This is a genomic window from Streptomyces sp. NPDC044064, from assembly GCF_056434245.1.
In genome coordinates, this window is record NZ_JBWKFN010000028.1 from 88,978 (window position 1) to 111,702 (window position 22,725).

Consider the following 22,725-nt stretch of genomic DNA (forward strand, 5'->3'; position numbering starts at 1 on the left):
AATCGTTCGGTTCACCAGGAGAACGAGTTCTCGTCGCGGAGGTCGACGCCCAGCGCGCCCTTGCCGAGGTATTCCAGACACTCCTCCGGCTTGGCGGGCATCACCGCCCCGTACTGGAGCTCGCGCAGCAGCCGCTCGATCGGCTTGGCGCGGCTCACGGCGGCCGAGCCGCACAGCGAGACGGCGGTGCGGGCCAGCTCCGGGCCGAGGTCGGCCACGGCGTACTTGGCGGCGTGGACCAGGGTGTTGGCCGTGGCGCCGCCGCGGCCGAGGTCGACGGCCTCACCGGCGCGTTCGACCAGTGCGCGGGCCGCGAGCAGGCGGGCGGTGTTCAGGCCGATGCTGCGCTGGACGACGGCGGACTGCGCCTTCTTGGGCGAGGCGGCCACGTGGTCGACGACGGCCTGCTGCACGGCCTCGGCGATGCCCAGATACGCACCGGTGTAGCCGGCCACCATCCAGTGCGGTTCGCGGATCACCTTGGGCAGCGACAGGCCCTCGATGCCGAGGAACAGCCGGAACCGGGGCACCGTGACGGAGTCCAGGGTCATGTTGGCGGTGCTGGTCCCGTACATCGCCGTCAGGTTGTGGATCTCGCCGAACCTGACCCCTGGGTCGTCCTTGCCCACCAGGAAGTGCGAGATCCGTCCCGGGTCGTCGGAGTCCTCGGGCCGGGCGGGGACCGCGTAGTAGTCGGCGATGCCGGCCAGCGACACGAACGACTTCTCGCCCGTGATCACGAACCCCTCGCCGTCGTCGGTCCGCCGGTAACGGGTCTGCAGTCCGCGCAGCTTCGCTCCGCCGGCGGGTTCGGACGCGGCGGACGCGAAGATCTTGCGGCCGCCCACCACCTCGTCGAAGAGCCAGGTGCGGAACTCCTCGGCCATCGGCGGAAGAGGGGTGTCCGCCGACTCGCACAGCGGGCCGATGACCGCGTTGTGCATGTTCAGCCCGAGTGCGGCCGCGCCGTTGTGGAAGCCGACGGCGGACAGCACCCGCCAGTAGTCGGCGAACCCGAGCCCGGCGCCGCCCGCCCGGCGCGGCACCAGCAGGGTCAGGAACCCGGCCTCGGCGAGGAGGCGGTAGGGCTCCTGGAGGTCGCCGGTCCGGGCGTCCACGCCGGCCGCCAGCGGCTCCAGCTTCCGCCCGACCTGGTGGGCGGCCTCCAGGATCTTGTCGAAGTCGTCGGGGAGCGTCATCGTGTCTCCTTCTGCGGCGAGGGGTGCGGCAGCGCCTCGGCCGCGAGCGTCAGACGGTCGGTCTTCCCGCGGGCGTTGAGCGGGAGCGCGTCGACCACGACGGCCCGGTCGGGGACCATGTACAGCGGGAGTTGGGTGCGCAGCAGTCCGAGGACGTCCCGTTCGGACACCGTCCCCTGCGCGTACGCCCAGACATCGCCCTCGTTCTCGCCGGTCTTGGCGACGACGGCGGCGGCCCGGATTCCGGGTGAGTCGAGCAGTACGCTCTCGATCTCGCCGATGTCGATGCGGTAGCCGTGCCGTTTGATCTGGGAGTCCTTCCGGCCGAACAGCACGAGTCCGCCGCCGTTCGTGCGTCTGCCGAGGTCTCCGGTGGCATAGGCGCGGCGGACGGCCCCGTCGGCGAAGCGGACCTGCCGGGTGGGATCGTTCAGCGCGCCGTCCACCAGGTAGCCCAGGAAGACCGTCGCGCCGGCGACGTGGATCTCGCCCCGGTCGGCCGTGGGCTCCCCGGTCTCGTCGAAGACGTCCACGACATCGCCGGGAACGGCCGAACCGATGGTGGCCTCCTGCTCCGCCGTCCACGTCGCCGGCACCCGGAGGAAGGTGCAGACGTTGGTCTCCGTCGGCCCGTAGAAGTTGTAGACGGGCCGGTCTGCGGCGAGGCGCAGACACGCCTCCAGCGAGCGTGGCGGGAAGGGCTCGCCCGCGTAGAGCAGCGTTCGCAGGTCGGCCGGGAAGGTGTCGCCGAGGCCGCCCCGTTCGAGCATGTTGACGTACAGGGACGGCACCGCGTAGAGCACGCTGATCCGGTGCTCGGTGAGCCAGTTGACGACATCGGCGGGGAACGCCTTCAGCCGTTCCGGCATCAGAACGGTGCACGCGCCGACCGCGGCGGCGGAGAACAGGTCGAACGTGCTCAGGTCGAAGGTCAGGGCGGCCTGTGACCCGATCCGGTCGGTGGGGCGCAGGCCCGTCTCCGCGGCGGCCCAGACGGCGAAGTGCGCGACGTTGGCGTGCGACAGCAGCACGCCCTTCGGGACCCCGGTGCTGCCCGAGGTGAACAGCACGTAGCCGCCGTCGCGCGCGGGCTCGGGAAGCGGCTCCGCCGGCGTCCGCTCCCGGGTGCGCAGCAGTCCGATGCCGTCCCCGAGGTCGTCGGTCCCGGGAATCTCGTCGCCGCCCACCGCCTTGCGGGCGATGTTCTCGGACGCGCCGACGGTGAGCAGCCGGGTCAGGGCGCCCTGACGCAGCATGCGGCCGGTGCGGACGACGGGGTTGCGGACGTCCAGGGGTGCCACGACCGCCTTGGCGCGCAGCCCCGCATGGATGGCGATGACGGCCTCGGCCGACTTGGCGATGAAGACGCCGATCCTCTCGCCGGGCTTCACTCCCTCGTCGGCGAGCCGTCCGGCGACGCGGGCCACGGCGTCGTCGAGTTCCGCGTACGTCCAGGCGCGGTCGCCGTCCACGAGGGCGGGCCGGTCCGGGTACGTCCGGGCGGCACGGGCGAGCAGCCCGTCCAGCCGTTCTTCCGCGTGTGTCGTCGTGGGCTCGGCTGTTGCGGTCATCAGGGCTCCCTCAGCAGCAGGCGCAGCTCGCGCTCGCCCAGTGCGGAACCGACGTTCACGGCGACCGCCCCCGCGGCGGCCGCCGCACGCTCCGCGCGCACGGTGAAGTAGAGCTGGACGAGTCCGGCGAGGCTCCCGAAGTCCGACAGCTCCTGACCGGCGACGGGGGCCACGGCGGCCGGTTCCGTCCCGGGCGAGGAGTCGGCCCGGCGTATCAGGAACGCGACGGCGGTGTCCACCCGTGCCGCGTCCGTGTGCGGCCCGCCGTCCGTCAGCTGTGCGTGGGCGCTGAGCGGCCGGGACTCGGTCGCCAGGTCGATGCCGATGAGGAGCACCTGGTCCATGCCGTCGTCGAGGATCATGTCGACGAGGTCGAGGGCTTCGCCGCGCAGGTCACCGCGGAGGGCGACGCAGGTCGTCGGTCCTGTGATCGCGTAGTCGCGGGCGACCACGCCGAGGATCGTCGTCGGCACCGATTGGTAGAACAGCAGCGGGTTGGCCACCCGCCCGGACGTCAGCAGCCTGCTCCCGAGATCGGCGGTGACCGTGTCGCCGAAGAGGGTCGCCAGCACCAGGCCGGTGCGCGCGCCCTCTTCGCCGAAGGACTCGCCGCCCGTGACATCGGCCAGGCAGCGGTCGACGACGGCCTTGATCAGCGGGCTGAAGGCCGACTCCACGAAGCCTGGCACACGGCCCGGTTCGGCGGGCTCGACCGTGGTGGCGCCGGCCGTGAAGCCGGACGGCACGACGAGCGCCTCGGAGACCAGCAGTCGTTCGGTAAGCGTGTCGATCATGCTCGCTCCAGGAGCAGCGCCGTGTTGGCCCCGCCGAAGGCGGAGTTGGTCGAGATCGCGCGTCGCAGACTCCGGCGGCGGGGACCGTCGGTCACGTAGTCCAGGTCGAGCGCGGGATCGGGCGTGGTGAAGTTGGCCGTGGGCGGGACGAGTCCGTGGCTGAGGGCCAGCAGCGTGATCACTGCCTCCACGGCCCCGGCGCCTTCGAGGGTGTGTCCCGTCGTGCTCTTGGTCGAGCTGGCGGGCAGGTGCGCGGCCCGCTCCCCGAACACCCGGCGCAGCGCGGCGGTTTCGGCGGTGTCGTTGGAGGCGGTGCCCGTGCCGTGCACATTGACGTAGTCCACGGCGTCGGGGGCAAGGCCCGCGACGCGGAGCGCGGACTCCATCGCGGTCGCGGTGCCGCGGCCTTCGGGGTGCGGCCGGCTGGCGTGGTAGGCGTCGGAGGAGATACCCCAGCCGGCCACCCGGGCGAGCACGTCGGCGCCCCGCGCCTGTGCACTGGCCTCGGACTCCAGCATCAGGCACGCCGCTCCGTCGCCGAGCAGCAGCCCGGTCCGGTCCTTGGAGAACGGCCGGACGTGGCCGTCCTTGGCGAACGCGCGCGCCGAGTCGAACTTGGCGAACAGCTCTCGCTCGACCAGGTAGGACCCGCCGCACAGCATCGCGTCGGCCCGTCCTCGGCTGATGAGGCGGCTGGCGTGGATGATGCTGTCGGCGGAGGCCACACAGGCGTTGATGAAGGTCATGCGCAGCGGTCCCACACCGAGGGCCTCGCCCAGGCCGTGGGAGAGCTGGCCGGGCACGCTGTCCTTCAGGAACGCCGTGCCGGCGGTGTCGGCTCCCGCGGCCACCGAGCCCCAGTACCGGGTGATCGGGCGGTAGTCGCCCTGGCTGCCGACGAGCACGCCGGAGATCTTCGACGGGTCGATGCCGGCCATGTCGATCGCGGCGCGTGAGCAGGCGGCCAGGACGTCGTGCTGACGCGGCGGCGGGTCGCCCGCGAAGCTCACCTCGGGGATTTCCGGGCCGCTGCCGTCGTACACGGCAGCGGACCTGCAACGGAACGGCGAAATGTCGAACCGTTCCACTTCACGGAATGCGGGACGGCCCGAGAACACCCCGTCGAGCAGTGCCTTCTCGCCGAAACCGAATGCGGTGAAGACCCCGAAACCCGTGACGACGACGCGCTGGGATTCCGTCATCGGCCGTCTCCTGACGTCGCGACGGCCCCCTCGGTCAACGCGTTGACATAGTCGGCGATGCGGTTGATGCTGGAGAAATCCTCGGCCCGGACTTCCCGCAGGTCGAGTTCGACGCCGAAGTCGGTGCGCAGACTGTGGTCGAGCCAGGCGAGCGAGAAGGAGTCGACCAGGATCTCCGAGTCGTCCTCGACGTCCTCCACGCCGGCCAGCGTCTTGCCGTCGACGAGGATCCTCCTGATGTCGGTCGATGTGATCACCGGGAACCACTGTTCTCCGTGCTCGCGCCGGCGGCCACGGCCGAACGCTGCCTGACGACCTCGTCTATGAACTCCCCGAGCGTTCCGCTCAGCAGCAGCTCCAGCGCCTCGTCGGAGAACTCGATGTTGTACTCCCGTTCGAGGTGAACCGTCACCTCGAGAATGCCGATCGACTCGAGTCCGAGACCTTCCGGGCCGATCGAGGTGTTCAGGTCGACGTCGTCGTCCAGTTCGAGGCCGACGGTGTCCTCCATGATGTGGGTGACGAGTGCGAGAATTTCTTGCCTCTCTGCTTCCTGGCTTTCTACGGGCATTTCTGCCCCTCCTTCGACTCGATGAGACGGATGTGAGAACCGCTTGGTCAACGCAGGACGTCGCGCAACGCGTCGGCGAACGTCTCCACGTCGGCCGTGGAGTTGTAGTAATGCGGGGAAACACGCACGGCGAAATCGACCTCCGCGGTGCGCATGTACAGGGGTGTGTGACTGCCCTGCGCGATCCACACGTTGACACCGCGTGCTCGCAGCTCGGCCCGGATTCGCTCGGGCGGAACCCGGTCGTGGGTGAACGTGACGATGGCGGCGTGCCGGGAGCCGGGGTCGACCAGCCGTGTCCCCGGCAGCTCCTCGATCACCGCGCGCACGGCGTCGCGCAGCGGGCCGGAGCCGCCGTCGGTGCGGGCGAGGTGGTGGCGGACCGCCGCGTCGAGGCCCATGACGCCGGCGCTGCCGCGCTCGGCGTACTCGAACCGGCGGGCGCCGGTGGTGCGCACCTCGTAGTCGTCGTCCGCGACCATGTCGGCGATGTGCAGGTCGTGGAAGGGCAGGGAGACCTGGGCCCGCAGCCGGGAGCCGATCGCGGCGAATCCGGTGCCGCGCGGCCCGCGCAGGAACTTGCGGCCCGCACCGGTGAGCAGGTCGCAGCCGATGGACGCGACGGAGACCGGCAGCTGCCCCACGGACTGGCAGGCGTCGATGCCGTAGAAGCACCGCCAGGGCGCGAGGATCTTCCCGATCTCCTCGACCGGTGTGACGATCCCGCATCCGGACGGCACATGGGGCACGGCGACGAAGGCGACGTCGTCGCCGATGTGCGCGCTCATCCACTCCAGGTCCAGGTCGCCGTCGGCCACCAGCGGTACGACCTCGATGCGCAGGCCGAAGCGGCGGCGCAGCTCGGTCCACAGGATGAGGTTGCCCGCGTACTCGTACGGCGTCACCCAGACCCGGTCGCCGGAGGTGAACGGGAGGTGGGACACCACGGACGACCAGGCGCGGGTGGCGCTGTCGAACAGGGCGATGTCGTCCGCGGGCGCGTCCAGTGCGCGCGCGAGCGTCTCGTAGACCCCGTGTTCGAGGGTGTCAGCGTGCCGCTGCTCGGCCTCGTAGGCGCCGCCCTGTGACTCTTCGGCCAGGTAGCCGGTCATGGCCTGCGTCACGGCCTCGGGCATGAGGCCCGCGCCCGCGTTGTTGAAGTGGATGGGCATGCGCCAACTCCGTTGGGTCAGGAGACGGGAGCGGGTTCCGGCTCGGGCTCGGTCAGCCAGAGGTAGGAACTGCGCCGGACGGTGACGATCAGGACGAGCGCGACGCCGAGGGCGGCTCCGACCACGTACCACGGGCTCGCCGGGTGGCCGCCCGACGTGAGCGTCAGGCTCAGCTGGGGCACGGCGATCAGGCCCACGTTGACGCCCGCCGAGTAGAGCCCCATGTTGCGGCCGGTGACGGACGGGTCGGAGACCTCGCTGACGTAGTGGAGGAGCGCCGGGAAGACGATCATCTCGGCCGCGGTCCACAGCAGCGTCGCGCCCACCAGCGCGGGCCCCGAACCGGACAGACCCATCAGCGCGAAGCCCGCACCGGCCAGCAGATAACCGACCAGCAGCGAGGCGTAGTGGCTCACGTTCCGCATCGCCGTGTTCAGCGGCACCTCGAAGAGCACGATGGCACCGGCGTTGACGAAGAAGATGATGCCGGCCCAGAAGCTGTCGAGGCCGCGCTCGTGGATCACGTAGGCGCTGAGGAACGTCGGCGGCAGCGCGTACGCGAGATGGATCGGGAGAGCCAGCAGGAAGATCGTCCAGAACCGGGTCTCGCCCTTGAGGGTCGGCGCCACCATGCGGCCCCGGACCGCCTTCTCCCCCGCCGCCACGGTCCCGTTGGAGGTCCGCAGGGTGAGGAAGACGGCGGTCGCCAGGACGACGCAGGCGTTGATGAGGAACAGGCCGGCCGGCCGCCAGGCGAACACGAGTCCGCCCAGCGCCGGTCCGATGCCCATGCCTACGTTGATGGCGAGCCGGTTGCAGGAGAAGGCGACCTTGCGGTCGCTCTCCCGCGAGTACCGCACAGTCTCCGCGTACGCGGCCGGCGTGAACGCCTCGTAGAAGAAGCCCCAGACGAGGGTCCCCACCGTGAGCAGCGCGGCGCTTTCCGCGAGCGGAAGGACCAGCACCAGCGCCGCGTTGCCCACCAGCCCGCTGATCATCACGGTCCGCGCGGACACGAAGCGCAGGACCGGCCCGGCCGCGAGGTCTGCGGCCAGCGCGCCGAGCCCGTAGGCGCCGACGATCGAGCCCACCTGCCCCGCGGAGTAGTCGTTCTGCGCCACCAGGTAGGCGGACAGGAACGGGAACGCCATGGTTCCGGAGCGGAAGAGCAGGGTGGTGATGAACAGGGTACGCAGTTCGGGCGCGAGCCCGCGGACCGCGTGCAGAGTACTGCGCAGCATCAGACGAGATACACCTTGTCCTTCAGTTCCTGCAGACGCTTGTAGTCGTCGAGGACGGCTTCCTGGGTGACCCCGGTCATGAAGATCCGCAGGGGGCTGGTGAGGAGGTCGACGGTGCGGCGGACCCGACCGCCCACCGGCACCTTCACGCTCGGCAGGAACACGGTGGGCAGGGCGGCGATCTCGCGGACGACGGCCTCGTCGATCGCCTTCACCTCGCCCTCCTGGCTGCTGGGCGCGTTGTAGACCACGGCCGGCTGGCGGCGGGTGTAGACGCGGTCGCCGTAGCGGTCGAGGAACTCCTGGGGCCGCATGTAGGACAGGGCGATCAGGTCGGCCTGGTTGTGGCCGAGGCAGACCTGGTGGAAGTCCGGGTTCATGTCGCCGTTGAGGCGCGCGCCGATCTCCACCAGCGCCGGGCCGTTCGAGGTCATCTTGACCTCGGTGTGGGTGGGCCCGAAGCGGATGTTCATCGCCTCGAGGACCTGGTCCACGTACGCGATCAGCTCGGGCACCGGGAACTCGTCGGCCGGCAGCAGCACATCCTTGTCGTAGATGTTCTTGCCGTTGACCAGGGTCTTCTCGTACTTCCAGACACCGCAGACGAAGCGGTGGCCGTCATGGCTGACGGTGTCGACGATGTACTCCTCGCCGTCCAGGTAGGACTGGATGAGCACCTCGCGGTTGGGCAGGTCGAAGATGTCCCGGGCGGCGAGGACCTGCTGGGCGGCCGTGCGCACCTCGTCCGCGTCGTTGCAGATGAACACGCCGTCGGTGGAGGCGGAGCTGAGCGGCTTGATCACCACGGGGTAGGTGCCGTGCGCCTCGGCCCAGTCGACCAGGGCCTGCGGGTCGTCGCTCTTGAACTGGTCGGCGCAGTGCAGGCCGGCGGCCCGCAGGACCTCGATCATGTCGTACTTGTCGCGGCGGGCGGTCGACAGGCGTGAGCCGTTGCTGGCCGTGCCCATCAGCTCGCTGAGCCGGTCGGAGAGCGGCACCCCGGGCTCCTGCCCGGCGAGCACGGCGCTGACGTCGAGCGAGCGCAGTTCCTTGACGATCTGCTCCTCGTCCTGGAAGACGAGGTCGGCGATGTAGTCGTCCGTGTTGGGCAGCAGCATCGAAGTCATCCACTCCGGGGTGCTGCGGACATGGACGACTTGGGCACCCAGACGGGTGAAGGCCGCAGGAAGGAAGTTCCCTGTGGAGTAACCGTCGACAATGGCGGCAACAGGCGGAGTGGATGACAACGGACTACCTTCTTTCGGGTTGGAGCAGGTCGTGCTCGCGGGTCAGTACGCGCTGATCAGCGCTCGGGGATCAGTACTCGGAGCCGAAGCGGACCCGCTCCGGTTCGTACAGGTCGGCCAGAGCGGTCAGGGCGACCGGCGGGTACTCGGCGAGGCGGTGCAGGAAGTGCAGCCACCAGTTCTGCCCGTACACCGTGGCGACGCGGCACGGGATGCCGCGGTCCTTGTGTGCCTTGAGCAGGGGCGGGCGGCAGCCGTGCAGCATCTCCAGCTCCTCGATCCGCTCCAACAGCCCGCGGCTGTCGAGAAGTTCGAGAAGCGTGGCGTCATGGGTGGCCACGGCCACGGGGTTGCCGTGGTCGAGGATGCGCTCCAGGAGCCGGGCGTAGCGGTCGTTCAGCTCGGGGCCGCGCGGGAGGGCGACCTCCGGGGCCTCGTTGTACACGCCCTTCACCAGCCGGATCTTGCGGCCGAGCGGCAGGACGGTGGCGAGGTCGTCCTCGGTGCGGTGCAGATGGGCCTGGAGGGTCAGGGCGACGTTCTCGTGCTCTTCGGCGAGGCCCTTGAAGACCGTGAGGATGTCGTCCACGAAGGACGAGCGCTCCATGCTGATGAGGATGCCGATGCCCTGCGGGGCGGCGGCCTTGAGCAGGGCGGCCGTGTTGTCCGCGCCTGTCTGGGGAGAGATGAGGGAGCCGACGTTCGACAGGTCGAAACCGAGCTGGGTCGGTGTGACGAGGCCGGCGCTCTCGTGACGTTCGATCAGCTTGAGGTACTCGTCGACGACATCGCGCACCTCGTCGGCGCTGCGGGCCTCCTCGCCGACGAACTCGACGCCGGTCCGGTACCCCTTGGCCTCGAGGACCGGCAGCCGCTCGAAGAGACCGTCCTGGTCGGCGGCGACTATGTAGCGGCCCGCGGCCGGTGCGAGCAGGGCGGCCATCAGCGGGTTGTCGACGAAGGCGTTACGGCAACGGGTGTCCGCGGCCAGCTTCTTGAGGCCGTTGGTGGCCAGGCGTAGCAGTTCGGGGTCCAGAGCGGCGGCCGCCTGGGCGTCCACGACGTGGCTCATGTGGGGGTTTCCTCTCGACTGAAGCAACGGGGCGGGCCGGGTCAGGCGGCGGTGACGACCCGAGCGAGGGCGGCCGCCTCGGCGAAGGTGCCGCCGTCGACCAGGGTCGGGTCGCCTCCGTTGCGACGCCAGGCGCGGTACTTCGAGGCGTAGCTGATGAGCGTCTCCTGGTTCTCGCGGCCCCGCGAGCGGGTCAGGACGCCGGCCCACAGCCCGTCCCAGCGGGCATAGGCGGCGTCCTCCAGGAGGACCTGATGGGCCCGCTTCATGTTCCAGAACGGCACGCCGGTGTTGAGGTGGTGCACCAGGTGGTAGTTGTCGTGGTGGCGGCCCAGCAGGAAGCGCTCGATGGCCCAGCCGTGACGGTTGCGGGTCATGAGGATCTGCTTGCTCTCGCTCTCCGGCAGCGGGTAGTGCTCCGCCAGCTCCGAGAGCCAGCCCACGGCGATGGCGGTGGTGAAGAGCGGCACGAACCAGAACAGCGCCAGCTCGATCAGCCAGCCCTGCCAGGCGCACAGGCCGATGATGCCGGCCCACTGGACCAGCAGGAGGACGCGCTCCGTCGTGAGCCGGATGGGCATGGAGACCGCGACGTCCTTCGGGCTGAAGAAAATACGGTCCCGAATGACATAGCCCGCGTACTCGAGAGTCCTCATGCCGAACACCGCGAGCGCGATGTTCTTGAGGAAGAACTTCTTGTCGGAGATCCGGTGGTCGTAGATCCCGACTCCCACATGGAAGTTGTAGTCGGGATCCTTCTCCGGGTCACCCAGATAACGGTGGTGGAAACCTATGTGGGAATTCCGGTACGGGTTGTACAGATGCAGTACCAGGTATCCCGAGAAGACGGTTCCCAGTGTTACGTTGAGGCGCTGGTTCTTGGTGAGAACCTTGTGTGAGGATTCGTGCAGAAGATTGACGAACGCCCGCTGGGTCGACCCGATGAGAATGGCGGCGATCGGGTAGAACCAGTACGACACTCCGACACACAGGTAGACCGAGGCGGCGACCAGCAGGTAGTCGCACAGGAGGGCCAGTGGAGCATGGTGGTTGTCCAGCTCGCACAGCTGCTTGAGCCGCTTGCGAACCCCTCGGTCGAGCCTGCTGAAATCTAAGCTCAGCTCTTCTGCACTTGCCAGTTCTTCACCGCTCGCGTTTGCTGCACTTTGAGCAGGCAAGGTCACGTCCCCCAGACAAAGAAATGGACATGCCGCAGCGCAGGTCTATGCGCTGGAACATGAAAGAGAAGCCCGTTCAGGCCTGACAGGCAAAACCACCGGACAACATCCGGGATGCGTCAGACAGGGGCGGTCTGTAAAGGGACCACAGGTGAACCCTGGGAAAAGGAAACCTTGACACTCACTACCCCCGTTGGTGGCGCCTTCGCTTGAGTCAAACACGCTCGACAGCCCGGTTACAAGGGCGAAAATTCGAGCGTCGGCAGGCTGGGGCCGGATACTGACTCAAACTCATTCCAAGTCAGCGGAATATATGCACTTTAAATGACACAAATCAATCCTCACAGGCGCACGACGATGGCGGGATCCTTCCTCCGGGGGGCGGGTGCGGCGAAATCTGGGCGCCACATGCCCCCGATCATCGGCCCACCCGCGCCCCGTACCCCCATAAGCAGAGTCGATGGCCATAAGCGATGGTTGGGAGCGTGCCGGTTATGCTCCGGAGGTGCCCACGACGCTTGCCATGTTGCGCGCCTTCGCCGCCGTCGCTCGCACGGGTTCGTTCCGGCGGGCGGCGGACGCCCTCGAGGTGCGGCAGCCGGCGGTGAGCGACGCGATCCGCCGGCTGGAGTCCGAGGCGGGCCGGCCGCTCCTGAGCCGAACCCGGGACGGCGTCCATCTCACCGACTTCGGGCGGCAGTTGCTCGGTGACGCGCTCGCGGCCGTGGACGCGGCCGACCAGGTCGACGCGCTGCTCGCGGACCGCGGACCGCGTCTCACGATCGGCTTCATGGGGGAGGCGGCCGGCCGCCGCACCTCGTGGCTCATGAAACTCGTCCGGGACGAGACGAACGCCGACATCACCCTGCGCCGTTACGACTACGCCGACCCGAGCTGCGGTCTGACGTCCGGTCAGTCCGACCTCGCCATCGTGTGGCCGCCGCTGGACGACCCCACGATCCGCAGCCTGACCGTGGCCAGTGACCGGCGGGCGGTCGCCCTCCCGCTGGACGATCCGCTGGCCGGCCGTGAGCGTGTCGAGCCGTCCGAACTCGCCGGGCGCACCTGGGTCGTTCCCCTCTCCGAGGACCGGGCCTGGGCCGAGTTCCGCACCCCGCAGGCCGTGGGCATCACGGACCTGCGGGACATGGTGACGTCGCGGTCCATCGAGGAGACCCTCGAACTCGTCTCCGTCGGCCGCGGTGTCGCACTGGTCTCGGAGAGCACCGACGAGCACTACGCCCGGGCCAACGTCGTCATCGTGCCCCTGTCCGGGAACATTCACTGCTCGACCGCGCTCGCCTGGCGCAGCGCCGACCGAAGGACCGTGGTACGGCGGGTAGCCCAGGCGGCGCTGGACGCCACCGAGCCCTGAGGGTGGTTGGGCAAGCCCTGGGAGTCGTTCAAGGTCCCCTCCTGCGGGTGCGGTCGCACACGGATGTCAGCCAGCTCAGGCTCTCCGCGCTGCCGAGGCTGTCCAGGTTCTTCAGCAGGTCGTCCAGTCTGTGCGGATCGGCGAGGAAGTCGATGGTCGCCTGGGTGAAGGCGTCGCGCACCGGCGGCGGCATGGCGTCGGAGGCGTCGAAGCAGTGGACCGCGTCGGGGTCGAGGAGGGTCCGGGCCAGCGAGCGGCGCCAGGAGGGGGTGGAGTCACCGGCCGTGGGCTGTGCGTGGGCGTTGACGGAGAGGCCGGCCTCCTTGGCGCTCCACGCCCGCTGGGTCCCGGCGGCGGCGAGGTGCCGGATCAGTTCCTGCGCCTGCGGGGTGGCGTGCAGCAGGGCGACCAGGTCGCCGGAGACCTCCCACGCATTGTCCGCGGTGGCGCCGGGGATGAGGCGGTCCGAGTGCTCGTAACGACCGTGCGCCTCCTTCCACGGCTGCAGGTTGCGGATGAAGGAGGCCTGATGCTCCAGGGTGCACTGGGGCGGGTCCATCGTAACCAGCTCGGACGCCGCCTGGTACTCGGTCTGCAGCGCGCGCAGGACCAGGTCCCTGGAACCACCGGCGCCCACCATCTTCCCCCAGGTGACCCAGGCCCCCTCCACCTCCTTGGACTGCCAGGGCAGCAGACCGCGCGCCCACCGCTCGTACACAGCCGGGCCGTACCGCTGCAGCAGGATGTCCTCGATCCAGTCGGTGCCCGGCCAGCCGCTGGTGGCGCCCGATCCCATGCCGAGGCACCACTGGTCAGGCCGTTTCGCCGCGCTCCGGCGCTGCTGCGCACCGACCTCGGGCCGGTACCAGACCATGCTCTTGAGGTCGGCCTTGAGCGGGAACCAGTACACGTGCCCGTTCCTGGGAGTTACCCAGGACTTGCTGAAGTCGCCCTGCGGGACGAGCTTCTCGATCGGCTGCAGCTGCTTCTGGTCCGCGTAGGCGGCGAGTTCGCCCGGACCGGTGAGCACCACCACGTCGGGCGGGGTGCCGGCCTCGACATCGGCGCTGAGCACCTGACTCTCCGCGGAACTTCCCTGGTAGTCGACGTGGACGTGGTACCTGCGCTCGAAGGGGTCGATGACCGCCTGCCGGAAGTACTGCTCGTCCTTGCCCGTCCAGTTGGCCAGCAGGGTGACGGTCGGTTCCTGCCCCAGGGCGCGTACGCCCAGCACGACCGCCACCGCCAGTACGGCCAGGCAGCTCACCAGCACGGTGACCGTACGCAGCGGACGGCGCCGGACGGCGGCCGCGGGGCCGGTGCCGGGGGCGCTCACCGGAGCCTGAACCGGTAGTCGTTGATGTGCTGTCGCAGACCCGTCTCGGTCAGCGCCATGAGCGCGATGCCTCCCAGTACGATCCACGCCGAGGCCGCCGCCCGGAGACCGGTGTGCGCCAGGTACCCGGCGGTGTGCTGCCCGGCGTCCGTGACGGCCTGTCCGGACACCAACCGGTCGAGCAGGCCGCGGGTGTCCGTCATGCCCTGGCGCGTCCACACCGTGAACAGCAGGAGCGTCGTGAACCCCCCGGCCAGCAGGGCACATGCGGCGATGAGCTGACGGTTGAACCTGCGCCGGAAGCGATGGCGCAGGAAGAGCTGTGTCTCCACCAGGGCCGCGCCAAGCGCGAGGACGAGCAGCGCGGTCGCGCTCCAGCCGAGCCACAGCGCCCACCCGAAGGAGGTCTGCCGACCGACCACGGCCCGCTGTTCGTCCTGCAGCCGTCTCAGCCGGTCCTCTATGCCGGTCTTCGCGGTCTTCAGCATGCTGGTCGCGTAGCTCAGATAGGCGTCCCGCGACACGCTTCCCTGGGACTGGAGCTGGGCCTTCTCGACCATGGCGGTGTATCCGGTGATCAAGCCGGCGACCGTCTGCAGGGCCTGCCGGCCGCCCGGGCCGCCCACGTCGTCGGCGGCGGCCAGGGCGAGGCTCTGCGCGGCCACCGAGATCTGTTTCTGGAACTCGCTGGTCGAGGGGGTGCCCCCGGTCGCGTCCGCCTGTGCCTCGCCGAGCGCGTACAGCGCGGTGTCGATGGCGACGACGGCGGGGGCGCTGGAGGTGCGCAGCGGGCCGGCGTCCGCGTGCACGCCCTCGTAGGACAGGAAGAGGGACAGGGTCAGCAGGGCCGTCAGGGCCAGCAGCAGGCGGCGGCGCACGGCGAGTTCGTACGCGGTCGTGCTGCCCGGGTCCGGCGGTCGCGGCCCGGCGCCGAGGAGGCTGCCGAGGTGCCGGGGCAGCGGGGCCCTGTCGCGGGGGCTCGCTGTGGCGCGCGCCCGTCGGCCCGGTCCGGTGCGGGCGCCGACGCTCACCATGCTCCCCCCAGCAGACGCCCGCACCTGCCGCAGTACACCGAGTCCGCCGGGCCGAGCCAGCTGCAGCCCGGGCACTCGATCAGCTCGTCGGCACCGGGCGGGTTCTCCGGACCGACGGCCGCCGGTCCCGCCGAGGGCGGACCCTCGGCGGGCTGTTCCGGCGGGGTGGTCATGGCGCTGGAGAGGATCAGGTGCTGCCAGTCGACGTCCTTGAGGCCGTCGCGGACCCGGCCCGTGCCCGGCCCGTCCTCGATCCGCCGCAGGGCGCCCAGCAGTTGGGCGTCGCCCAGTTCCCCGGCCAGCGACAGCGCCCGGGCGAGTTCCCGGTCGGCCTCCGCCCTGCCCTCGGCGCGGCGCAGCCAGGCCCGGTAGGCCCGGGCCACGGCGGCGCTCGCCTGCTGGTACAGCTCGTGGCGGCGGACCCCGGGATGCTGCCGGGACGCGTCGAGCGGGTTGTCGGTCCAGCGCACCAGGACGGGCTGCGGCGCGGGCAGCCGTACGGCGGGGCCGAAGTCGGGTACGACCACGTCCACGGCGGCGAGCTGGAGGTCCTCGTCTGTCTCGCGGCCGGTCGGGTCGGCGGTCAGCACGACCTGGAAGTGCCGGGTCTCCTCGCCCCAGGCGCGGGTGACGTACTCGGCGCCGCGTGAACCCAACTCGGCTCCGGTGGCGAGGAGTTCCTGTTCCTTCGGCACGACCTGCTTGACCTGGCGGATCACGGTGCCGGGTGTCGGGGTGATCTTGATGCGCAGCTCGGGGACCGCCGTGCCGAGCAGGCCGTTCACCAACTCCTCGTACGCGGCGGGCAGTTCCGACTCGCGTCGGACCGCTCCGGCCCGGCCGTGCAGCCGCCGGGTGATGCCCAGCAGGAGGTCGGCGTCCCAGTCGTCGCCGATGCCCCACGCGTCGCAGACGAACCTGCCGTCGCAGGCCTCCAGGGCGGTGTCCAGACGCATGCCGGCGCGGTGGTCGTGCTCGTTGTGTCCGTCGGTGAGCAGCAGGACGTGTTTGACGGGCGCGGACTGTTTGCTCAGCAGCCGCCTGGCCAGGTCGAGCCAGTGGCCGATGGCGGTGCCGCCGTTCGCGTCCAGGATCCGTACGGCGCGTTCGGCGGCCTCCCGTTCGGTGGTCCCGGCGACGGCCATGCCCTCACGGTCCGGGCCGGGGTGCACGACGGTGGCGTCGAACCGGCCGGAGAGCACGGCGAACGCGGTGCCCTCGGGCAGCAGCCGCAGGGCGGCGACCGTGGCGTCCTTGGCGGCACGCAGTTTGGCGTCCGGGTGGAGCATGGAGCGGGAGGTGTCCACGATCAGCACCTCGGCGAGGGCGGGCCCGGCCCCGCGGACACCCCCGGTGACGATGCCCGGGGCGCCGTTGTTGCTGACCCCGATCTCCAGGATGGCGTGCATCTCACGGTCGCGGGACCGCCCGGCCGCGGTCGGCACGACGGGCAGTTCCTTCTCCTGGCCGACCGCGAGGGTCACCGTGATGTCCTCGGTGCGCTCGCCTCTCCCGGCCACGCTCATGGTTGCGTCCCCCTCGCTTCCCCGATGTCGTCCACGTCCTCAGAATCTGCTCATCGGCCGTACGGCATGGGCCAGGTCGAGCAGCCGGCCGTGCTCGCCCGCGGTGCGCGCCTGTGCGGCCAGCTGCCGGAAGGACTGCTCCAGCAGCGTGCGCAGGGCGTCCTCGGCACCGGCTCCGAGCAGGTCACCGGATGGGAACTCCGGTCCCCAGCCGGACTTCGGGCGGCAGTGCAGGACGTTCTCCCGAACCTCGGCGACCAGCCGGGCCCGCGACTCCCCGCCGGCGGCGCCGCCGTCCAGGTGCAGCTCGGGCAGCCGGTGGTCCGCGTCCCGCAGGTCGGCCGCGGACGGGGCGCGGCCGTGCAGCACACCGGCGCGGACACGGACGGCCGCGATGCGGGCGGCGTCGTAGTGGCGGGAGGTGGCGGGCACGTCGTCGAGGACGTGTACGGCCGCGTCCCGGTCCCCCGTGGCCAGGTGGCCGCGGGCCAGACCGAACGCGGCGGCGGTGTGCGCGAAGTCCCGGGCCCACACGGCCTCGTAGAACCGCATGGCCCGAGCCGTACGCTGCTCACCGGCGTGTTCGGCGCAGTACCCGAGGGCCAGTTTGGGCACGTACTCGCCGGGCAGCGCCCGGTAGACGGCCTCGAAGCAGCTGCCGGCCCGCCGTACCTCGGCCTTGCTCAGGTGGAGCACGCCGCGGTGCCAGGCGATGCGCCAGTCGTAGGCGGCGGCGCGCTCGCCGAGCAGGGTCTCGGCCTCGGCCAGCCAGCTCTGGGCCTCGTCCTGTGCGCCCTGTCTCAGATAGGCGCGGCACAGCCAGAGCGCGGTCTCCGGGGTGCCGAGGCGGGATTCGCGGGGCCACTGCCGGGCGACCCGGCCGGGGGCGTCGGGCGGGAAGGTGTCGAGCAGCAGGGCGGCCCCGTCGTCGGGGTCGGGGACCGGTTCCGGCAGGGCGCCGGCGACCTCGGCGGCCGCGGGCGGGGAGACGTCGAGACCGGCGGGGTGTCCGCCGGGCCGGCCGGTCCAGTGTTCGAGGGAGGGGATCGCGCCGAGTCCGGCGTCGAGGCTGGCCTCGGTGGCGCGGAACCGGGTGCTGCTCTCCGGCAGTTGCTCGCCGAACTGCAGCGAACGGAACTCGCGCAGGACCTCCCAGAGCTGGCGGGACATCTCGGCGGCCGAGCGGAACCGGGCGCGGGGTTCGGCGTGGGTGGCGCGGTCGATGAGGAGGCGGAAGGAGTCGGGAGCGAGGCCACGGGCCGCTTCGGTGCCCCGGGCCAGGGCCTGCAGGGTCATGCCGACGGTGTAGAGGTCGCTGTCGACGTGCCAGCCGCGGCTGTCGACCTCCTCCTTGGGCGGGGCGAAGCTCGCCGTGTAGACGTAGGCGGAGCCGCGGTCGCCGATCGCGCGGACGGCGCCGAGGTCGATGACCTTGATCGCCCGCCCGAAGTGGATGACGTTGGCGGGCTTCATGTCGCAGTAGAGCAGGCCGCGTTCGTGCATGTACTGCAGGACGCCGAGGATCTTGCAGCCGTAGGTGAGCACATGGTCGAGGCGGGGGCGGCCCTGGAAGACGCGCTCGGCGTCGTCGGCGTCGAAGAGCTGCTGCAGGGAGCGGCCGCCGATGTAGTCCATGACCAGGTAGCCGGTGGGCGGGCCGGCGGGTGCCTGGTGTTCGACGTAGGTGATGATGCGGACGATGTCGGGGTGGTGCAGACCGGTGAGCGAGCGGCGCTCCTCGACGGCGTTGCGGCGGGCCAGCGCGTCGTGGACGTCGATCAGCCCTTTGAGGACGACGCGGTGGCCGTCCGCGCTGGTGTCCTCGGCGAGGTGGATCCAGCCGAGGCCGCCGCGGGCCAGGCAGCCGAGGATCCGGTAGTGGCCGGCGACCAGGTCGCCCTTGTCCAGCTGGGGCAGGAAGGAGTAGGGGGTGCCGCAGCGGGGACATCGGCCCTTCGCCGGGGCGGGCTGGCCGCCGTAGCCGATGCCGACGATCATCGTGCAGCCGTTCGCGCCGCAGCGGCGGCCGCCGGTGGGCGGCCGGGGGTCCTCGACGAGCCCGCCCTCGGGGGCGGGGACGTCGGGCAGCAGGACCAGTCCGTGCTGGTCGAGTTCGCCGACTCCGGCGACGGCGTGGGTGGGCTGCGGGCCGGGCGGTTCCCCGGGCCCGGGCGGCGGAGGCGGTGGCTCGGACCGCGACTCGGTGCGTGGCTCGGTCCGTGGCTCGGTCCGTGGCTCGGTCCGTGGCTCCAGGTGCCGGTGTCCGCAGGTGTCGCAGTAACCGGTGCCCATGATGTGGCCCGCGCAGCCGGGCCGGATGCACGAGGTCATGGGGTGCCCTCCCTTCCGGGTGCCGTACCGGAGCAGAAGCCGACGAAGTGCCGGGCGGCGGTCTCCGCCTCGTCCACGTCGCAGGGGCTCTGCCGCAGCAGTGACAGGGCGAGTTCGTAGAGCCGGTAGGCCTCCATGACCCGGTCGTCGCCCTGGGCCGCGGCCCGTTCCCGGCACAGCGGCCACTCGGCGGTGACCCGGCCGAGCAGTTCCTCGCGGCGGCGCAGCCGGTCGTCGAGGAGCGAGATCGCCTCCTCCAGGCGCCGGCGGCGGCGCTCGGCCGCGTCCTCGAAGGTGAACAGCAGGTCGGCGCTGCGGGGTTCCCGCTCCCGTTCCGGGGAGTGGGCGACCCAGGCGAGGAGCATCCGGGTGCGCCGTACACCGGCCTCGGCCCGGTCCAGCAGCTGCCGGGTGCCGGGGTCCGCTGCCACCCGGCCCCGGCGTTCGTCGAGCGCGGGGCCCAACTCGTCCCCGATGTGGTCGAGTTCGCGGTGCAGCCGGGTCCAGCGGTGGTGCAGCGGTAACCGGACGAAGGATTCGGCAGCCTGGGCCGCGCGGCCGCCCCGGCGGCGGAAGACCAGGAGCAGCCGGGCACCCTGCTGGGCGAGCCGCTCCAGCAGGCCGAGCAGGGCCTCGGGGTCGGCGGCCTGGTCGACACCGACCAGGACGGCGGCGAGCGGCACGCGCAGGGCGCCGAGCCGTTCGGGCCTCGGGTCGCCGCGGATGCCCAGCCGCTCGGCGATCCGGTCCATGACCTGACTCTCCGTCATTCCCTTGACGTCCAGGGCGAGATCGTGGCCGCCGGCGGGCGGTACGGTCTCGGGCGGGTCGTGGCTGAAGGCGCTGGTGTTCTGCTGGGTGCGCAGCTCCCGGTCGGCCAGGGTGACGGCGCGGGTGAGGGTCCAGGCGCGGCCGCTGCGGGCGGGGACGACGGTGACGAGCACCGGCCAGCCCTCGCCCCGGAACCAGGAGGCGAGTTCGGTGGCGAAGGGCAGGTCGAGCCGGCCGGCGGTGCCCGTCGCGCCGGGGCGCAGTGTCGGGTCGACGGCTTCGGCGCCCTCGCTCCAGGCGGCGGCCTGGGGCAGATGGCTCAGGATGGTCTCGGTGGGGCTCATGTAGCTGAAGACGGAGCCCGGACCGTCGTCGACGCTGAGGACGATCCCGATGACCTCGTCGGTCTCGTGGTCGACCACTCCTCCGCCGCTGAAGCCCGGGGCGGCCAGCTCGCCCTGGGTCTGCGGGCGCAGCTGCACCTGGTGGTCCCGGCCGCGGGCGGCGACCAGGGTGGCGCCGTGCCAGCGGCCGCCGTCGTCGCCGGCCGGGAAGCCGTACATGCTCACCGGCCCGTGCGGCGAGGCCAGCCGGTAGAGCCGGGTGGTGTGCTCGGCGGGCTGCGGCTGCGCCAGCCGCAGCAGGGCCAGGTCGCCGATGCGGTCGCCGAAGGCGTCCTCCCGCTGCGGCACATGCTCGTCCGCCCGGACCGTGGCGGCCACGCCCGGCACGCCGGGCACGCCGACGAAGTGGACGACGTAGGACAGGCCGGGCCGGACGACATGGGCCGCGGTGAGCACCCGGTCAGGGGCGAGGAGCACCCCGGCGCCGAGCACCTGTCCGTCCTGCTCTTCTATGCGAGCCACCCAAGGTGGCGTCCTTAACCGCGACTTGACGGCTCGCTCCCCCGTGCGCGTCATGTCACGAGAGGTTACTCCGCGTGCCCTTCCGGTACCACTGGTGTGCACGGGGTTGTCGCGGACGGGCGGGATGCGGGCGTCCGCGCCGGATGCCGCGCCCGGTCCGGCGTCACCGCGCGCGGGCCTCCCACCCGGTCCAGCTCCGCACGCCGACGGCGATCACCGGCCCGTTCGGCGGGTGGTCCCGGTACTGCGGATACTTCTCGCACAGCAGCCGTACGGCGGTCTCGTGGGCCTCACGGACGGCCGGGTCGGCCGGGTCGGGCGGCAGGACACGGGCCTCGCCGTCGGCGCGGACCCACCACAGGTGGTCCCAGTTCTCGTCGTAGGCGTCCGCGAGCAGGCACACCGCCGGGTGCGCGGCGATGTTGCGCAGCCGCTTGAGGCGGGCGGTGGTCTTGGGTTTGTGGTCGACGGCGGTCACCAGCCGGTCGGTGCCGTCGAGGGTGTACCGGGCGAAGACCACCGGCACCTGGTGCGGCCGGCCCGCCGCGTCGACCGTGGCCAGCCGGGCGACCCGGGCGGCGGTGAACCGGCGCCGCGCCTCGGCCGCGTCCAGTGCGGGCATCCTCGCTCCCCGGCGTTCAGCGCGCGTGCAGTGCGTCGAGCACGTCCGCGTCGGTCAGCTGCCCGAAGTCGGCGTACCACTGACCGACGGCGCTGAACCCGGCGGGCCGGTGCGGGCACACGATCATGTCGGCCTCGTCCGCGAGCAGGGCGAGGGAGTCCGGGGCGCCGACCGGGACGGCCAGCACGACCCGGGCGGGGGCCCGGCGCCATACGTGGCGCAGGGCGGCGCGGGCGGTGGCGCCGGTGGCCAGGCCGTCGTCGACGACGATCACGGTACGGCCCTTGAGTTCCGGGGGCGGGCGGTCGCCGCGGTAGCGCTGCTCCCGGCGGGCCAGCTCGGCCCGTTCCCGCTCGACGGTCGGGGCGAGGCGCTGCTCGGTCAGGCCCAGGCGGTCGAGGGTGTCCGAGTCGAAGAGCGGCGGATCGTCGGCGGCGAGGGCGCCGACGGCGAACTCCGCGTGGTGCGGGGCGCCGATCTTGCGGACGACGAGCACGTCGAGCGGGGCGCCGAGGGCGCGGGCGACGGGCGCGGCGACCGCGATCCCGCCGCGGGGCAGGGCCAGGACGACGGGGTCGGGAAGCCGCCCGCTGTCGCGCAGGTCTCTCAGCAGGCCGGCGAGTTCGCGTCCGGCCTCGGCGCGGTCCGCGTAGTACATGGGCCGTCCTCTCGCCGGGGTCCTCTCCTCCCCCGTACCTCCATGGTGCTACGGGCGCCGGACGTGCCGTCGGATACATCCGAATAATTCGAACGCGTGGACTATACACAGAGTGTATAGTCCGGGCATGCCTTCTTCGACTTCGACCGAGACGAACCCGGCCCCGCAGCATGCGCCCAAGAAGATGCGTGCGGGGGGCCGGAGGTTGCGTCTGTCCGCGCTCACGTCGGCAGCCGCCTGCCTGGCGCTGGCCCTGTCCGGCTGCGCCGAGGTCGACACGACCGCGCCGAGCACGGCGCGGGCCGGGGCGGCGCACGGGGCGCCGGCCCACTTCGGGTCCGTCGACTGCCGCGAGGCCAAGTGCATCGCGCTCACCTTCGACGCCGGGCCCAGCGAGAACTCGGCGCGGCTGCTGGACATCCTCAAGGAGAAGAAGGTCCCGGCGACGTTCTTCCTGCTCGGCAAGCGGCACATCGAGAAGTACCCGGAGCTGGTCAAGCGGATGGCCGCCGAGGGCCACGAGGTGGCGAGCCACACCTGGGACCACAAGATCCTCACCCGGATCTCCGACGCGCAGATACGCGAGGAGCTGAAGCGGCCCGACGACGCGATAGAGCGGCTCACCGGGCACAAGCCCACGCTGATGCGCCCGCCGCAGGGCCGTACGGACGCGAACGTGCACAAGATCGCCAAACAGCTGGGCCTCGCCGAGGTGCTGTGGAGCGTCACCGCGAAGGACTACACGACCAACGACTCCGCGCTGATCACCAAGCGGGTCCTCGATCAGGCGTCGCGGGACGGGATCATCCTGCTGCACGACATCTACCAGGGCACCGTGCCCGCCGTGCCCGGCATCATCGACGCCCTGAAGCAGCGCGGCTACGTCTTCGTGACGGTCCCCCAGCTCCTGGCCCCCGGCAAGGCCGAACCGGGGAAGGTGTACCGGCCCTGAGGCCGGG

General features: G+C 71.3%; 20 protein-coding genes. 2 read left to right on the forward strand and 18 right to left on the reverse strand.

The genetic code is table 11. The features are described from left to right. Positions 1–11 precede the first annotated feature (11 nt). From AC07DS_RS35245 to AC07DS_RS35295, 11 genes are all read right to left on the reverse strand, one after another. Complete coding sequence (locus AC07DS_RS35245; RefSeq protein ID WP_479152048.1) at positions 12–1,199, reverse strand: acyl-CoA dehydrogenase family protein; 1,188 nt, start codon at positions 1,197–1,199, stop codon at positions 12–14. Beyond that, positions 1,196–2,770 carry an amino acid adenylation domain-containing protein gene (locus AC07DS_RS35250; protein ID WP_479152051.1) on the reverse strand — a complete coding sequence of 525 codons (1,575 nt, stop codon included), beginning with the start codon at positions 2,768–2,770 and terminating at the stop codon, positions 1,196–1,198. Before AC07DS_RS35250 ends, AC07DS_RS35245 begins: the two co-directional genes overlap by 4 nt. Next, complete coding sequence (locus AC07DS_RS35255) at positions 2,770–3,564, reverse strand: ketosynthase (protein WP_479152053.1); 795 nt, start codon at positions 3,562–3,564, stop codon at positions 2,770–2,772. The genes AC07DS_RS35250 and AC07DS_RS35255 overlap by 1 nt, the downstream gene beginning before the upstream one ends. Next, positions 3,561–4,766 carry a beta-ketoacyl-[acyl-carrier-protein] synthase family protein gene (locus AC07DS_RS35260; protein WP_479152056.1) on the reverse strand — a complete coding sequence of 402 codons (1,206 nt, stop codon included), beginning with the start codon at positions 4,764–4,766 and terminating at the stop codon, positions 3,561–3,563. The genes AC07DS_RS35255 and AC07DS_RS35260 overlap by 4 nt, the downstream gene beginning before the upstream one ends. After that, positions 4,763–5,023, reverse strand: a complete 261-nt coding sequence (locus AC07DS_RS35265) for a hypothetical protein (RefSeq protein WP_145880532.1) — start codon at positions 5,021–5,023, stop codon at positions 4,763–4,765. The genes AC07DS_RS35260 and AC07DS_RS35265 overlap by 4 nt, the downstream gene beginning before the upstream one ends. Next, the gene (locus AC07DS_RS35270) at positions 5,020–5,337 is read right to left on the reverse strand and encodes an acyl carrier protein (protein ID WP_336112513.1); all 318 of its coding nucleotides are present in this window, start codon (positions 5,335–5,337) and stop codon (positions 5,020–5,022) included. Before AC07DS_RS35270 ends, AC07DS_RS35265 begins: the two co-directional genes overlap by 4 nt. Before the next feature lie 47 nt (positions 5,338–5,384). Further along, positions 5,385–6,509 (reverse strand): aminotransferase class V-fold PLP-dependent enzyme, encoded by a 1,125-nt coding sequence (locus tag AC07DS_RS35275; protein WP_479152060.1) that lies wholly within the window; start codon positions 6,507–6,509, stop codon positions 5,385–5,387. A gap of 17 nt (positions 6,510–6,526) precedes the next feature. Next, positions 6,527–7,750 (reverse strand): MFS transporter, encoded by a 1,224-nt coding sequence (locus AC07DS_RS35280; RefSeq protein ID WP_479152061.1) that lies wholly within the window; start codon positions 7,748–7,750, stop codon positions 6,527–6,529. After that, positions 7,750–8,997 carry an ATP-grasp domain-containing protein gene (locus AC07DS_RS35285; protein WP_479152063.1) on the reverse strand — a complete coding sequence of 416 codons (1,248 nt, stop codon included), beginning with the start codon at positions 8,995–8,997 and terminating at the stop codon, positions 7,750–7,752. The genes AC07DS_RS35280 and AC07DS_RS35285 overlap by 1 nt, the downstream gene beginning before the upstream one ends. 70 nt (positions 8,998–9,067) lie before the next feature. Then, entirely contained in the window at positions 9,068–10,069 is a 1,002-nt protein-coding gene (locus AC07DS_RS35290; RefSeq protein ID WP_479152065.1) for a proline dehydrogenase family protein, read from the reverse strand. Positions 10,070–10,110: 41 nt separating this feature from the next. Further along, positions 10,111–11,247: a fatty acid desaturase gene (locus AC07DS_RS35295; RefSeq protein WP_479152068.1), complete on the reverse strand. Its 1,137-nt coding sequence runs from the start codon at positions 11,245–11,247 to the stop codon at positions 10,111–10,113. 505 nt (positions 11,248–11,752) lie between these two features. Here AC07DS_RS35295 and AC07DS_RS35300 point away from each other — a divergent pair. Next, entirely contained in the window at positions 11,753–12,622 is an 870-nt protein-coding gene (locus AC07DS_RS35300; protein ID WP_479152071.1) for a LysR family transcriptional regulator, read from the forward strand. 28 nt (positions 12,623–12,650) lie between these two features. Here the strand turns inward: AC07DS_RS35300 and AC07DS_RS35305 are convergent, their stop codons facing one another. From AC07DS_RS35305 to AC07DS_RS35335, 7 genes are all read right to left on the reverse strand, one after another. Further along, positions 12,651–13,958, reverse strand: coding sequence for an extracellular solute-binding protein (locus AC07DS_RS35305; RefSeq protein ID WP_479152073.1), 1,308 nt, complete (start codon positions 13,956–13,958; stop codon positions 12,651–12,653). Beyond that, positions 13,955–14,992 (reverse strand): hypothetical protein, encoded by a 1,038-nt coding sequence (locus AC07DS_RS35310; protein ID WP_479152075.1) that lies wholly within the window; start codon positions 14,990–14,992, stop codon positions 13,955–13,957. Before AC07DS_RS35310 ends, AC07DS_RS35305 begins: the two co-directional genes overlap by 4 nt. Continuing rightward, positions 14,986–16,518 carry a VWA domain-containing protein gene (locus AC07DS_RS35315; RefSeq protein WP_479152076.1) on the reverse strand — a complete coding sequence of 511 codons (1,533 nt, stop codon included), beginning with the start codon at positions 16,516–16,518 and terminating at the stop codon, positions 14,986–14,988. The genes AC07DS_RS35310 and AC07DS_RS35315 overlap by 7 nt, the downstream gene beginning before the upstream one ends. A gap of 39 nt (positions 16,519–16,557) precedes the next feature. Further along, positions 16,558–18,849: a serine/threonine-protein kinase gene (locus tag AC07DS_RS35320; protein WP_479152077.1), complete on the reverse strand. Its 2,292-nt coding sequence runs from the start codon at positions 18,847–18,849 to the stop codon at positions 16,558–16,560. Further along, positions 18,846–20,486, reverse strand: a complete 1,641-nt coding sequence (locus AC07DS_RS35325; RefSeq protein WP_479152079.1) for a S1 family peptidase — start codon at positions 20,484–20,486, stop codon at positions 18,846–18,848. Before AC07DS_RS35325 ends, AC07DS_RS35320 begins: the two co-directional genes overlap by 4 nt. Before the next feature lie 163 nt (positions 20,487–20,649). Then, positions 20,650–21,108 carry a TIGR03668 family PPOX class F420-dependent oxidoreductase gene (locus AC07DS_RS35330; protein ID WP_479152081.1) on the reverse strand — a complete coding sequence of 153 codons (459 nt, stop codon included), beginning with the start codon at positions 21,106–21,108 and terminating at the stop codon, positions 20,650–20,652. A 16-nt stretch (positions 21,109–21,124) separates the two neighbouring features. Continuing rightward, complete coding sequence (locus AC07DS_RS35335) at positions 21,125–21,766, reverse strand: phosphoribosyltransferase (protein WP_479152082.1); 642 nt, start codon at positions 21,764–21,766, stop codon at positions 21,125–21,127. Positions 21,767–21,950: 184 nt separating this feature from the next. Here AC07DS_RS35335 and AC07DS_RS35340 point away from each other — a divergent pair, with 184 nt between their 5' ends. Next, entirely contained in the window at positions 21,951–22,718 is a 768-nt protein-coding gene (locus tag AC07DS_RS35340) for a polysaccharide deacetylase family protein (RefSeq protein WP_479152133.1), read from the forward strand. Positions 22,719–22,725: the final 7 nt, after the last annotated feature.